Annotated in this window: 19 protein-coding genes and 1 pseudogene; 10 read left to right on the top strand and 10 right to left on the bottom strand. The window is 52.8% G+C overall.

Translation table 11 applies throughout. The annotated features are described in order from the left end of the window. Positions 1-13 precede the first annotated feature (13 nt). From KJS28_RS12800 to KJS28_RS12790, 5 genes are all read right to left on the bottom strand, one after another. Complete coding sequence (locus KJS28_RS12800) at positions 14-505, bottom strand: AlbA family DNA-binding domain-containing protein (RefSeq protein ID WP_407701739.1); 492 nt, start codon at positions 503-505, stop codon at positions 14-16. Continuing rightward, on the bottom strand, positions 495-989 hold the full coding sequence (locus KJS28_RS12910) for a hypothetical protein (protein ID WP_456341197.1): 495 nt from the start codon (positions 987-989) through the stop codon (positions 495-497). The genes KJS28_RS12800 and KJS28_RS12910 overlap by 11 nt, the downstream gene beginning before the upstream one ends. 142 nt (positions 990-1,131) lie before the next feature. Then, entirely contained in the window at positions 1,132-1,431 is a 300-nt protein-coding gene (locus tag KJS28_RS12905) for a hypothetical protein (protein WP_456341196.1), read from the bottom strand. Between the two features lie 56 nt (positions 1,432-1,487). Continuing rightward, entirely contained in the window at positions 1,488-2,063 is a 576-nt protein-coding gene (locus KJS28_RS12795; RefSeq protein WP_407701738.1) for a sigma-70 RNA polymerase sigma factor region 4 domain-containing protein, read from the bottom strand. Continuing rightward, the gene (locus KJS28_RS12790) at positions 2,005-2,421 is read right to left on the bottom strand and encodes a hypothetical protein (protein WP_407701737.1); all 417 of its coding nucleotides are present in this window, start codon (positions 2,419-2,421) and stop codon (positions 2,005-2,007) included. Before KJS28_RS12790 ends, KJS28_RS12795 begins: the two co-directional genes overlap by 59 nt. A gap of 250 nt (positions 2,422-2,671) precedes the next feature. Here KJS28_RS12790 and KJS28_RS06495 point away from each other — a divergent pair, with 250 nt between their 5' ends. The 9 genes and pseudogenes from KJS28_RS06495 to KJS28_RS12890 all read left to right on the top strand — a co-directional run bounded on the left by KJS28_RS06495 (position 2,672) and on the right by KJS28_RS12890 (position 9,904). Continuing rightward, entirely contained in the window at positions 2,672-2,887 is a 216-nt protein-coding gene (locus KJS28_RS06495) for a transposon-encoded TnpW family protein (protein ID WP_112091114.1), read from the top strand. After that, positions 2,878-4,926: pseudogene (locus KJS28_RS06490) on the top strand (DUF4368 domain-containing protein). Before KJS28_RS06495 ends, KJS28_RS06490 begins: the two are co-directional and overlap by 10 nt. A 69-nt stretch (positions 4,927-4,995) precedes the next feature. Beyond that, a complete protein-coding gene (locus tag KJS28_RS06485) occupies positions 4,996-5,625 on the top strand; it encodes a CHC2 zinc finger domain-containing protein (RefSeq protein WP_071441610.1) in 630 nt (209 codons plus the stop codon). Next, on the top strand, positions 5,597-6,898 hold the full coding sequence (locus KJS28_RS06480; RefSeq protein ID WP_213540305.1) for a DNA primase family protein: 1,302 nt from the start codon (positions 5,597-5,599) through the stop codon (positions 6,896-6,898). The genes KJS28_RS06485 and KJS28_RS06480 overlap by 29 nt, the downstream gene beginning before the upstream one ends. A gap of 516 nt (positions 6,899-7,414) precedes the next feature. Beyond that, a complete protein-coding gene (locus tag KJS28_RS06475; RefSeq protein ID WP_213540304.1) occupies positions 7,415-7,630 on the top strand; it encodes an LLM class flavin-dependent oxidoreductase in 216 nt (71 codons plus the stop codon). A 16-nt stretch (positions 7,631-7,646) separates the two neighbouring features. Beyond that, a complete protein-coding gene (locus KJS28_RS06470; RefSeq protein ID WP_071441856.1) occupies positions 7,647-7,853 on the top strand; it encodes a DUF3847 domain-containing protein in 207 nt (68 codons plus the stop codon). 348 nt (positions 7,854-8,201) lie between these two features. Further along, on the top strand, positions 8,202-8,894 hold the full coding sequence (mobQ, locus tag KJS28_RS12900; protein ID WP_456341195.1) for a MobQ family relaxase: 693 nt from the start codon (positions 8,202-8,204) through the stop codon (positions 8,892-8,894). Beyond that, entirely contained in the window at positions 8,824-9,075 is a 252-nt protein-coding gene (locus tag KJS28_RS12895) for a MobA/MobL family protein (protein WP_456341194.1), read from the top strand. The genes mobQ and KJS28_RS12895 overlap by 71 nt, the downstream gene beginning before the upstream one ends. Before the next feature lie 139 nt (positions 9,076-9,214). Next, positions 9,215-9,904, top strand: coding sequence for a hypothetical protein (locus KJS28_RS12890; protein WP_456341193.1), 690 nt, complete (start codon positions 9,215-9,217; stop codon positions 9,902-9,904). A gap of 36 nt (positions 9,905-9,940) precedes the next feature. On the opposite strand, the gene KJS28_RS06460 is transcribed toward KJS28_RS12890, so the two are convergent. Then, positions 9,941-10,183: a helix-turn-helix domain-containing protein gene (locus KJS28_RS06460; protein ID WP_213540303.1), complete on the bottom strand. Its 243-nt coding sequence runs from the start codon at positions 10,181-10,183 to the stop codon at positions 9,941-9,943. A gap of 147 nt (positions 10,184-10,330) precedes the next feature. Between KJS28_RS06460 and KJS28_RS06455 the strand changes: the two genes are divergently transcribed. After that, positions 10,331-10,918 (top strand): recombinase family protein, encoded by a 588-nt coding sequence (locus tag KJS28_RS06455; RefSeq protein WP_213540302.1) that lies wholly within the window; start codon positions 10,331-10,333, stop codon positions 10,916-10,918. A gap of 102 nt (positions 10,919-11,020) precedes the next feature. On the opposite strand, the gene KJS28_RS12785 is transcribed toward KJS28_RS06455, so the two are convergent. The 4 genes from KJS28_RS12785 to KJS28_RS06440 all read right to left on the bottom strand — a co-directional run bounded on the left by KJS28_RS12785 (position 11,021) and on the right by KJS28_RS06440 (position 12,710). Then, positions 11,021-11,230 carry a GNAT family N-acetyltransferase gene (locus KJS28_RS12785; RefSeq protein ID WP_407701758.1) on the bottom strand — a complete coding sequence of 70 codons (210 nt, stop codon included), beginning with the start codon at positions 11,228-11,230 and terminating at the stop codon, positions 11,021-11,023. Positions 11,231-11,341: 111 nt separating this feature from the next. Further along, the gene (locus KJS28_RS12780) at positions 11,342-11,572 is read right to left on the bottom strand and encodes a hypothetical protein (protein WP_407701736.1); all 231 of its coding nucleotides are present in this window, start codon (positions 11,570-11,572) and stop codon (positions 11,342-11,344) included. 63 nt (positions 11,573-11,635) lie between these two features. Then, a complete protein-coding gene (locus KJS28_RS06445; protein WP_213540301.1) occupies positions 11,636-12,376 on the bottom strand; it encodes an N-acetyltransferase in 741 nt (246 codons plus the stop codon). Next, positions 12,342-12,710, bottom strand: a complete 369-nt coding sequence (locus tag KJS28_RS06440) for a TfoX/Sxy family protein (RefSeq protein WP_213541553.1) — start codon at positions 12,708-12,710, stop codon at positions 12,342-12,344. Before KJS28_RS06440 ends, KJS28_RS06445 begins: the two co-directional genes overlap by 35 nt. Positions 12,711-12,748 lie beyond the last annotated feature (38 nt).

Genomic DNA, 12,748 nt, shown 5'->3' with positions numbered 1-12,748 from the left:
GCCCGTCCAAGCCTTATACCGTTCGCGCAGCTTGGAAAAAAGCGTAATCCTTGAAATCATACTCGGAAACCAGTTCGTCATAAGTGCGGTGCATTCCCTTGAGAATCAGTTGGTTCAGCGCATAGGACGGGGCGATCACGCTTTCATTGCCGATGCGGATATACGCCTCCATAATGCCGTCCGCTTTGTAGTAATACGGTGTGGAGCGCCCTGCTGACACAGACAGCACAAGAATGTCCTTGCCGTCCTCCCGCTCCGGTGCGAGGACAAAACTCGGATAAGGCGTGATACGCTCTTTGATCAACCGGCTGATTGCCTCTGCATCGGTCTGTGCATCGTCTAAGCCGACAGCATTTCTGTCATTATCAATACCAAAAAACAGCGTACCGCCAATTCCGTTTGCAAACGCACTGACGCTTTTGAGCCAGCTTTTCGGCTTCTTTACCTCCAGCGCGACCTTGAAATCACATTCGGTCGCTTCTGCGATCCAGCGGTCAATCATCATTCTCACCGTCCTGCCCCTTATTTTTTTCTCTGCTCTTATAGACATTATACTGATTCTTGCAGCGGGGGACTGCAAAAATGCGGAATTGGAGCGACTGCTCAGAAACACCTTCTGGCAGTGCTTGCACAGCCGCAGGGGCTTCTCTCCATCCACCAGCAGGAAGCTGAACATCATCTGGATGCCCAGCAGCAGGGAGTGGAAAATCCCAATAGATGGTCGGCTTTGTCCAACAGCTCAATATGATAGCTGGGCGCAATGCCGCCGAAAGGCAGCCATGGCCTTTGCGATACAGATTTCCGTGTATCCTCATCGATGCAGGTCGTAGTCGTTGTAGTACAGAAATAGATGTGGTCAGCGTAAAGGCCCAGTCCTTGAACTGCTGCGCCACCCAGTCATAGGCTTCAGCATACTCTCGCTGGAAGCTCATGGTTTCTTTCGCCATGGGTTCACTCGCATGAAAGGTCATGGTCAGCGCCACCATCATGTTGTCGCCGGACACGCTCCATCTGGACTCACGCCCTTCTTGACCAGATCCAGCTGGTCAAAGGGATAGAATAGCGCCAGATAGTCCTCGGTTTCCATGGATTCTGCCTTGATGAAAGTGGTTTTTCGGCAGATAGACCGCCTCATAATCCATGAAAGGACGGCGTGGTGGGCAGCGCTGTCATCAGGCCCAGCAGACCGTAATGGGTTACAAATTCCAGAATGGCCTTCTGCACCTCGTCCTCCGGGCTGCGGTTCATCATCAGCATTCCCACATTCAGCGCATCCAGCACGATTCCCGGCGCTTCCTTCAAGGGATTATATATGTCGGGCTTGGCATTCTTCCCCGGCGTGATATACCGCTTGCCGTCTGCGGCTGTTTTCAGTTCATAGCGGTCATACCGTACCCAATGGGAACGGGACTGCTCAAAGAGATTCTTCATGGCGCTGTTCCTCTCAACTCGTAATCCAACTATATATTAACCGTATTACTATTGTATCAACCGTCCTTGTCATCGTCAAGGGCGGCTTTCTTTTTTCTCGGTTTGGTTTTGTTTTCCCGGCGGATCACGGCATCTTTGCCCATGGTTTGCAGCAGTGCTTCATATTCCTCTACGAACTCGCGCTCCCGCAGAGTAATGCTGTAGTCCCTTTCCAGCTTTTCACTCAGATGCTCATACATCCGCCTTTGCAGCTTTTTCTGAATGGTCATACGCAACTTTCGGATATTCCGGTCGGACTGCCCACGGATGGCAGCAAGCCTTGTGGTGCTGTATTGCTTGACGAACAGGTAATACAGTACCTCCTTCTGTTCATCACTGAGGGTGAAGAAGAGCTTGGAGAGAAAACGGTTTGCTGTCAGCTCATGCAGCTCGTAGGGACAGGAGAAGATGATGTCGAGAAAATTTCCCTGACAGAGCTGGCGGAACCTTGGCAGATTCATCCAGAGGGGAGCAATTCTCGGCTCTGGCACGGCCTGAAACTCCAACGGCACATCCCCGCGCAGGTTTTCGTGGTCACGCTCCCGGCGTTCCCGATTTCTGTCCAGCTTGTTCCACTCGTCTACCACAGTCAAAAAATCCGATTCCGTCCGGGCTGCTTCCTCCAGCCGCCGCACAGCCTCTGCGCGAATTTCCCGCTTGAGCCGTTTTTTCGCTGGTGGGCGCGGCTTCCTCTTCCTCGTCCTCCAGCTCGGCGGCATAGTTTCTGGGATGCTCGTCCTGCTCCAGCTCGCTTTCCAGCTCCAGCGTGCGTTCCTCTGCAAGCGCTTCCTCCAGCGATTCGTTCTCCGGCGCACCGTCCGACGCATCCTCCCAATCGGCGAAGCTATCCTCATCCATTTCAAGGTCGGCTTCCTCTATTTGCTCCTCGGTATCTTCTTCCTCATCGGAAAAATCATCATCCCACAGCAGTTCATCCTCCCATGATTCCACGACAGCTTCACCTCCTCGAAAAAATATTTTTCTTTTTCTCAAAAAACAGTTCCGATTTACACCCCGTATTTCTCCTATTAGTAGAGGAAGTAATCTTAACGCAAGTTACACAGGTTACTCTCCGAGCCATCAACGAAGAAAAGGAGGATATGGGGGCATGGAAAACCAACAGAAAGACACGGTTGGCTTACAGTCAACGGAACCGGATTTATTATATCAAAAACCAGCAAATTACGCAAGGAGGAAGCCTATGGAGCAAACGCAACAGGAACAGTTCATCATTCGGCGCATCGGCGGCACCACCTATAAGGTAAGGGTCGCATTCAGCGAAACAGCAGCGGAGACTATGGAGGAAAAGATTCTGCGGATGATCCGCAATGAGGGGGTTACAAATGACGGTACTTGTGGTATAATGGAAGCACCACAAATGAGCCGTCAGTCTGAAAGGAGCGCCGAATGCGCATGAAACAGACTGAGGAAAAGATCACCGCTCTGTATGAGCGGCTGAGCCGTGACGATGACAATGCTGGTGATAGCAACTCCATCGTGAATCAGAAAAAAATACCTCGAAAGCTATGCCCAGCAGAGAGGCTACGCCAACTGCCGCCACTATACCGATGACGGATGGAGCGGCGGTAATTTTGACCGTCCCGCATGGAAACGGCTGGTGGCGGACATCGAGGCCGGAAAGGTTGCCCATGTCATTGTCAAGGATATGAGCCGGGCCGGTCGTGATTACCTGCAAACCGGCTTTTACACGGAGGTATTCTTCCGGCAGCACGGCGTCCACTTTGTGGCGATTGCCAACGGCGTGGACAGCGACGATCAGAACAGCGATGAGTTTGCGCCCCTTCCTCAACATCATGAACGAATGGTATCTGCGCGACCTGAGCCGCAAGCAGAAAACCGCCATCCGTGTCAAGGGGGGGAATCCGGCAAGCCCACCACCAACTGCGCCATTTACGGCTACAAGAAAGATCCGGAGAACAAATACCACTGGCTGATCGACGAGGAAGCGGCTGCCGTGGTGCGGCGTATTTTCCGATTGACCATCGAGGGCAAAGGTCCCTATGACATCGCCCGCATTCTGTTCGATGACAAGATCGACACCCCTGCGGTCTACTTCGGCAAGCAAAACAAGGGCATCTGGAAAAGCAAAGAGGAATTTTCCAATCCCTATAACTGGAGCGGCTATGTCGTGGGACAGATCCTCTCCAAGCCGGAGTATATGGGGCATACGGTGAATTTCCGCTCCCACAAGCAGTCCTATAAAGATAAAAACGCCGTAATGAATCCCAAGGAGGATTGGCTGATCTTTGAAGATACCCACGAGGCCATTGTGGACAGAGAAACATGGGAGCTTGCCCAGAAGCTCCGCAAGACGCCCAAGCGCATCGACACGCTGGGGGGGAAGCGAATCCGCTGACCGGCCTTTTGTACTGCGCCGACTGCGGCGAGAAGATGTATAACCACCGCTCCAAAGGCGGCACAGAGAACAATCCCTATCCATCTGACTTCTTCGATTGTTCCTCCTATACCCTCGCCCATCAGAAAAGAACTGCCGCCTGCTGCGGCCACTATATCACGACCAAAGCTCTGCGCACCCTGATTCTGGACACCATCCGCACGGTCAGCACCTTTGCAATTTCCAATCAGGCGGCGTTTATGGAAAAGGTGCGCTCTGCCTCCCAGCTCCGGCAGGTGGAAGCGGCCAAAGATGCCAAGCGAAAGCTGAGCAAGGACAAAAAGCGTATTGCTGAGCTGGACACCATCATCAAAAAGCTCTATGAATCCTTTGCTGTCGGGCGCATTACCGATGAGCGCTTTGACAGTCTGCTGGCAGATTACGAAGCCGAGCAGAAAGCGCTGCAAGCCTCTGTCGCAGAAGCAGAAGAAAAGCTGTCCGCTTTTGCGGAGGACGCCGCCCGTGTGGAGCAGTTTCTGGAGCTGGCAAGGAAGTACACGGACTTCTCCGAGCTGACTACACCCATGATCAACGAGTTTATTGAGAAAATCATCGTCCACGCCCCGGAGCGTATCGACGGTGACCGGGTGCAGGAGGTGGAGATCCACCTTCGCTTTATCGGGCAGTTTGAGCTTCCCGCACCGGAGCTGACCGAGGAAGAAATCAAGCGGCAGGAGCAGCTCAAGCGACATCGCATTAAAAGCCGGGAACGGTATCAGAAAATCAAGGCTGGTGAACACGCTGTCGGTCAGCCTTTCATGCTGACCTGCAAGTGCTGCGGGCAGGAATTTGCATCCAAACGGACGAACACCCTGTTCTGCGGCCCCAACTGCCGGGCAAAATTCTACCGGCAGGAGGCGGCAGAAAGCCGCAGCCGGGAGTGTACCTGTGAAAACTGCGGCAAGGTGTTTCCTACGACACGAAGCAGCGTCAAATACTGCTCCGATGCTTGCCGGTATGCAGCACAGATCAAGCGGCAGGGCGCACGGAAGAAAGCCTTGCGAGAAGCCAAGAATGAGGAAGAAATCAAAACATCATAAGAAAAGACACAGACGGCGGCTTGCCCCAGATCGGGCAGGCCGCCGTTTTTGCGCAGAAATGGAGGTATCATGCGTATTTTTGAAATCGTAAAAGAAAACATCAATCTGCGGGAAGCGGCAGAGCTGTACGGGATCGATGTGAACCGATACGGCAAAGCCCTCTGCCCGTTTCACAATGACCGACATCCCAGCCTGTATGTGGCCGACGACCACTATTATTGCTTCGCCTGCGGGGAGCACGGGGATGTGATCGACTTTGTGGGCAGGCTGTTTCAGCTTTCACCCTACGATGCGGCACGGAAGCTGATGACAGATTTTCATCTCAGCCCGGACAAGCCGCCCAGCGCAGCAGCGCTTCACGCAAAACGCATCCGAACAGAAGCACAGCAGCTCATGGAAAACGAGCGGCTGTGCTTTTCTGTTCTGTCTGATTACGCCCGTGTGCTGCGGAACTGGAAGGTGCGGTATGCGCCGCAGTCACCTGATCAACCTGTTCACGCACGGTTTACGGAAGCCTGTCGCAAGCTCGATGAAACGGAATACTATCTGGATATTTTGTGCGCCGGGGATTCCCATGAACGCGCCGAAGTGGTGCAGCACCAGATGGAAGACGGCAAGCTGGACAGGCTGCGAAGAAGATTAGAGGAAATTCACAAGGAGGAATTGGAAGATGGAAATGACACCGCAGGCGTGGCCTGACTGGTACGATGGCAGGCATATCAATGAAGTGCTGTTCTGCCAGCAGTTTTTGGACAAGCACCCCATGAAATGTGTGCGCGGGCGGCTGTTCACCGTGGACGGTCTCATCGAGGACGAAGGGCAGATCGGTAATCTCATTCTGGAGGAAATCTCCGGAGTTCTGACCTCCGGACTGTCCAAAGTTGTGACAAATCTGCTTGCCAGCATCAAGCTGCAAGCGTATTCACCGCCGTTGCCCATTGAGACCGACCGTATCCATGTTTCCAACGGAACGTATTTCATAGACGGCAGCTTTACCGCCGTCAAGAGCTACTGCAACAACCGACTGACGGTTGCCTACAACCCTGACGCGCCCACTCCGAAAAAGTGGCTGCAATTCCTGTCCGAGCTGCTGCAACCGGAGGACATTCCCACCTTGCAGGAGTTTTTAGGCTACTGTCTGCTGCCAACCACCAAGGGACAGAAGATGCTCATGCTCATCGGCAAGGGCGGCGAGGGTAAAAGCCGCATCGGTCTTGTCATGCGCTCGCTGCTGGGCGACAGCATGAATACCACCAGCATCCAGAAGGTGGAGAGCAACCGGTTCAGCCGTGCGGATTTGGAAAACAAGCTCCTGATGGTAGATGACGATATGGATATGAGCGCTCTGCCCAAGACCAACTATATCAAGTCCATCGTGACCTCCGAGTGCAAGATGGATATGGAGCGCAAGGGCGTTCAGAGCTACCAAAGCCAGCTCTATGTGCGTTTTCTTTGCTTCGGCAACGGTGCGCTGACCGCCTTACACGACAAGTCCGACGGTTTCTTTCGCCGCCAGATCGTGCTGACCACCAAAGACCGGCCCGCAGGCAGAGCAGACGATCCGTTTCTGGTGGACAAGCTGCTGCGGGAAAAGGAGGGCATCTTCCTCTGGTGTCTGGAGGGGCTGCACCGGCTGATCGGGGACAACTATCAGTTCACAGTCAGCTCAAAGGCCAAAGAAAATATGGAGACGGTCAAGCGCAGCAGCAACAATGTGATTGAGTTTCTGCAATCCGAGGGCTATATCCGCTTTCGGGCAGACAGCGAGGCCAGCTCCAAGGCGATCTATGAAGCCTACACAAGATGGTGCGACGATAATGCGCAGAAGCCCATGTCTGCCAACCGGGTCAGCTCTGAGCTTGCACAAAATGAGCGGCTTTACAACGTGGAGGCCACCAACAATGTCCACGTCGGCGGCAAGCGGGTGCGTGGCTTTATGGGCATTGAGGTAGTCAATCCGCTGCCGTATTGAAAACGAGAAACGGACTTCAAAATTGCCGTACACGCCGTACACTCTGTACGGCTGTTTTTGATTCCATCCTAAAAAACCCGCTTTTGCTTGTGCGCACCGTAAAGCATTTCACGGCAGCGTGTAAAATCTGTCGCCAAATCGGCGGCCGGTACGCAAAACCGGCGTACAGAAGCGTACAGAAGGCGGGCTTGCCGTACCAAACCGTACACCGACGGCTCTATTTTGCTATTCCAAAATCAATGCTTGTGAAATCCGTGAAGATTTTTGCCGCAGGTCGAACGGACTGCACCATCCGGTGATTTACCGAAGCGCGAAGGCGCTGCACCTGACGGCGGCATATTCTGCCGTTCCGTATGCTCTCACACAGAACGATGAAGCCGATAGGGCGAAGTTGTGAACAGGGCATCACGGACGGAAATCTGAGCGGATTTGCGGCATGGCAGATTTTTCACTGCAAAGCGCACACAGTTCACTTACTCAAAAACCAATATCACGAAAAATGGAGGTAAAAAGTTGATGAAATCCAATCTGAGAAATGAGATCAAGTCGTACATCGTCCGTCAGGGCATGACCATGCAGGAGGTGGTCGATCTGCTGCGGGACGAACACGGCTGGTCTGACAGCGTATCAAACCTGTCCAATAAGCTCCAGCAGGAATCCCTGCGCTATGTCGAAGCTGTCCAGCTTGCCGACGCGCTGGGCTATGAAATCGTCTGGCAGAAACGAAGATAAGGAGGGCTTTCGCATGATGACAGATGCGGAAAAGAAACTGTTGCAGGCACAGCACCGGTTGGAAGAAGCGCAGGCGCGGGATCGGGTCAAGGAGCGCAAAGCCAGAACACGCAGGCTCATTCAGGAGGGCGCAATTCTGGAAAAGGTGCTGCCAGAAGTGCGGACGATGGAGCCGACTGTACTGGAGGATTATCTGATACAGAAGCTGCCGCAGCACGATTGAATCTGCTGGGAGGTCTCCGGGAAACCGGGGACCTTCCTCTTTTTTCTCCCAAAGGGCGCACTTACTCACCACCCCGAAGGGGCGGTGGTATGCCTGCGGCATCGTGCGCTCTCCGAGGGGGATGTCGCTTTCTGCGGAAAGCGACAGACAATGCCACAGCATTTGCGGATGCTGCTGTCATCGTCTGCGCGATTGGGCAAATACCGTCGCTTCAACCGACGCTATTTTCCAACCGCCTGCGCAAACCTGCCACCGGCAGCTTTGCCGCAGAAATGGACAGGCGTTCAGCCCGTCCATTTTCTCTTTTACAAAAGAGAAACAGAAAAAAGAAAACGAGGTGAACGAACAATGGCAATTTACCATCTGGAAGCGAAGGTGGTCAGCCGGGGTGCGGGACGCTCCGCTGTGGCCGCCTCCGCTTATCTGAGCTGCTCCCGCTTGTATAACGATTACGACGGGATACAGCATGACTACACAAAAAAACAGGGACTTGTCTGGCAGGAAGTGTTTCTGCCGGAATATGCCCCGCAGGAATGGCAAGATCGTGAAAAGCTCTGGAACGCCGTGGAGGAAGTGGAGACAGCCAAAGACAGCCGTTTGGCACGGGAATTTGTCGTTGCCTTGCCCATAGAGCTGAACCGTGAGGAGCAGATTGAGTTGCTGCAAGAATTTATCCGGGAGCAGTTTGTGGCCGATGGAATGTGCGCCGACGCAGCCATCCACGACACCGACGGTCGCAACCCTCATGCCCACATTCTCTTGACGGTGCGCCCGTTGGATGAGCAGGGACACTGGCAGTACAAGACCGAGAAGGAATATCTCTGCATGAGAAACGGTGAGGAACGAGGTTTTACTGCCGCTGAGTTTAAGGCGGCACAGAACGAGCGATGGGAGAAACAATATCCCTACAAGGTCGGCAAAAAGAAGGTGTATATGGTTCCTTCCGAGGCCGATGCGCAGGGGCTTGCCCGTGCAGATAAGCACCCCAAAAGCACCCGCTACGGCAGACAGAATCCCTATCTCCGAGCGCTGGAACAGTGAGGAGCAGCTTGCGGCATGGCGGGCTGCATGGGCGGATGTGACCAATCTCTATCTGGAGCGCGCCGGACGGGCGGAGCGAATCGACCACCGCAGCAACGCAGCCAGAGGTCTGGATGAGCAGCCTACCATCCATGAGGGAGTGACCGCACGGGCGCTGGAGCGGAAAGGGATCATCTGCTGACCGCTGCGAGATCAACCGGCAGATCAGGGCGGACAATGCGCTGCTGCGGGAGCTGAAAGCCGAAATCAAGAAGCTAGCCGCACTGGTCGCTCGTACTGTCCCCGCCATTGCGGAAGGGCTGGAAAAGCTACGCAGCCGTGTGCTGATCTTCTGTTATCAGCTCTCGCATATTCGCAGCGGCAAATCGCATATTCAAAAATCTCTCGCCGTATGGAAGCCGGAGCTGGAGCGTTACACCGGTCTGGTGCAGCAAATCAAGAAAAAGAGCAAGGAGCGCAAAGCGCTGGTTGCTGAGAAAAAGGAATTGCCAATATACCATGTGAAACGCCACAAAACGCTGGCTGTCTGCATTACCGAGCTGACAGAAGATTTGGAAGAACTCCGTTCCGAAAAGGCACTCCTTTTGCAAAGATTTGAGTATGCGGAGGATGCAGGCGCTGAGGCGTTCCGCAAGGATATTGCCACCATGGAGGCCGGTCTAAAAAAGCTGGAGGCGCAGGAGCAGAAATACTCTGCCGAGTTGGATAAGGCTTTGGATGAATACGCTGAACTGAAAGCGCAGGCTGCGGATTTTGACCCGGTAGAGCTGTACAAAGCACGGCAGGTCATTCGCCCTGCGCTGGAAAAGGCAGTCAAAAAGCAATTAGAGGACACCATGCAGGAGAAGCCATCTCTTATTGTGCTGCTCAGCGCCAAGCAGGAAGCATCGCGTCTGCTTGGAGAGGACACAGAAGAACGGCAAGTGCGACAGCTCATTATGCGGCGGCAGAAAGAACAGAGAACAGTTCCGCAAAATCAGTCCAAGAAAAAAGAGCATTGGGAGAGATAACGTCAGGCGGCGGCATCGTAGCAGTCGCCGCCCATATTATTCGATCTCCTGCTCCAACTCGGTAAACAGATTTGACGCAAAAAACTCCTGAATCGTGATACCCAAGCCATCGCATAGCTTTTTGATGGTTGAAATCGTTGCACTGTTGTTGCGTCCTCTGACAATATTATTGACAGTCGATTGCGTGACACCGCTCATGTTGCACAGTTTGTTGATGGAAATATCCCGCTCCCGACATAACTCTATAATTCTCTCTTTAACAGCTTCTCCAATATTCATAGTACTTTCTCCTTTTATAGAGAAAGCATATCCGAATGCACTTGAAAAGATTAACCCTTTTGAGTTATAATTATCTCAAAAGGGTTAATCGGGAAATTTTGGCGGCTGGCTTACAATCTATTCATTCAATGGATTGGAGGTCGGATTATGAACTATGGCTATGCGAGGGTCTCGTCAAAGGAGCAAAACGAGCAGCGTCAAATGATTGCGCTGACGGCGTTTGGGATCGCCAAAAAGAATATTTACATGGACAAGCAGTCCGGAAAAGACTTTGACCGTCCCCGATACAAGCGTCTCGTAAAAAAGCTGCACCCCGGCGATCTGCTGGTCATTCAGAGTATTGACCGGTTGGGCCGCAACTATGGGGAGATTCTGGAGCAGTGGCGAGTCATCACCAAGGAAAAGCGGGTGGACATCGTTGTTCTGGACATGCCTCTGCTGGATACGCGGGCCCGGGGCCAAGACTTGACGGGTACCTTCATCGCCGACTTGGTGCTGCAAATTCTATCCTATGTGGCGCAGACAGAGCGGGAGATGATCCGCAAGCGGCAGGCAGAGGGAATTGCAGCAGCCAAGGCCCGGGGCGTGAAGTTCGGGCGGAGGCCGCTGCCCTTGCCAGAGTCATATGAAGATGTGCGTCAAAAATGGGAAAGCGGCCAGCTCTCAGCCAGAGCCGCCGCCATCGCATTGGGCGTGTCGCACAGTACATTCTTAAAATGGACACGATACAAGTAGGGATTGGATGGAAAAGTACAAATGGTCTTCCAATGGCAGGTTCATAGGTATAATCCGCCTTTCTGCGAAAGGCACCGACGGGGTTATGAAACCGAGGGGTGCTTAAGAATCGAGTTCAAGCCTCATAAGAACAAGCGTTTGCCAGCCGCTTCTTGCACGGAAACCTCTTGGATTGCGACCATATTCCTGAAATCCGACCGATTCATACAGCCGGACAGCAGATGCGTTCTCTGCTACGACCTCCAGCTCTATTTGCAGGTATCCCGCTTGCTTCGCGCATTCGATGCACGCAAGCGTAAGAGCCTTCCCGATGCCGCGCCCCCCAGTAGGCTTTTTTCAATGGCGATGCCGAAGTCCGCACGATGGCGAATCTTTTCCTTGTCATCAATCGGATCAATGCCCGCTGTTCCGGCAATCCTGGCGTCAACGAACGCCGCAATTTCGATGGCATTTTTTGCTTTCGCTGCGCGCCTTCAAAAATTTTGCTTCCTCTTGGACGGTGAACGAATTTTCCTCCGGATAGGTCAGAAAATAGTCCGTTTCTGCATGCGTGAGATCAAAAGTGCGGAGCACTTCGGCGGCATCAGCTTCACCCGCTCCGCGAAGAAGGCATTTCGCGCCGTCCTTTAAGATAATTTCTTTTTCGTATTGCAATGGTTATTGCCTCCTGCTATCTTTTCGACGGCATCGCATGCTTGCATTTCGCTACAATCAGTTTTACAAGCCCGCCAGCGCCAGGAATTTTTTATCCGACTGAATACTCTGTGTCAGAAACTGACCGTCCCGGAACAGGGCATAGGTCGTGACCGGTGCGGGTACATTCTGTGCAGATTCTTTGTCAGTGATATGGATGGCCTTGAACGGGATACCATGTTCCTTCGCCACCTCCTGCACCCTTGGTACCCAATAATAGGTGTAGGGACACTGATCGGTGTAATACAGAACAAAACCGTTATCTTCAATCGCCGGATGCTTCGCGCATTCCCGGAACTTCGGCATCTGTGCAGTCGGTTCAATGGAAAGGTACATGAGATTGATCCCGCAGTCGGATATGTCTGCCACACGGAACCCTTTGTAGGCAAGGAATTTCGGGTCAGCAAGAAATTCCCGCTTCCTGCCCTCCGCGCACAGAATGCAAATACCTTTCTTCCCCTGCGCCTTGGCATCACGGATGCACGCCTCCAGCAGATCATTTGAGTATCCGTGTCCCTTCATGGAACCGGATACCCAGAGACAGTCAATGTAGAGATAGCCGTCTGCCTCAATAGGCACCCATGCGTTTTCAGCCGGAATGTATTCGATAAAGCATTTACCGCGTTCTTCGCTGCGATAGAAAACAAGTCCATCATCAAAGCGCTGCCGCAGCCATTCTTTTTTTGCGACGCTCTGCTTACCGGACATGGCGCAGCAGATATGTTCCTTGTCAATATTTTCTTTTGTGATCCGAATATAGTTCATCGGTTATTCCTCCAATGCCGTTGTTCTTTCGTTTTGGCGATGGCAATTCATCGAACATTGCCTCAAAGAGCTCTGTAAGAAACACTTTGCTATCAACTTCATCCACCAGCAGCATTTCTTTCGCTCCCTCATACGGGAGCTCACAGATTGCCGCAGGCATAAGTTCCAGAGCGGATCTTGTTTTCTTTACAAGCAGTCGATCATCATAGATTCCACCGACGATTTTACCTCGGTAATAGAGGATAAATTCTCCCATCATAGGACGGTAAGAAATATCGTCCAGATCGGATAGCTGTTCCAGAATGAAATGAAGATACTCTTTACCGGATGCCATTTTTTTCCTCCTGTTCAGAACAGTTGCCCCTGTCAGCT

This window comes from Vescimonas coprocola, assembly GCF_018408575.1.
GTDB classification, from domain to species: Bacteria; Bacillota; Clostridia; order Oscillospirales; family Oscillospiraceae; genus Vescimonas; species Vescimonas coprocola.
Note: the sequence above shows the minus strand (reverse complement) of the source record. Positions and strands in the feature narration are given on the sequence as shown.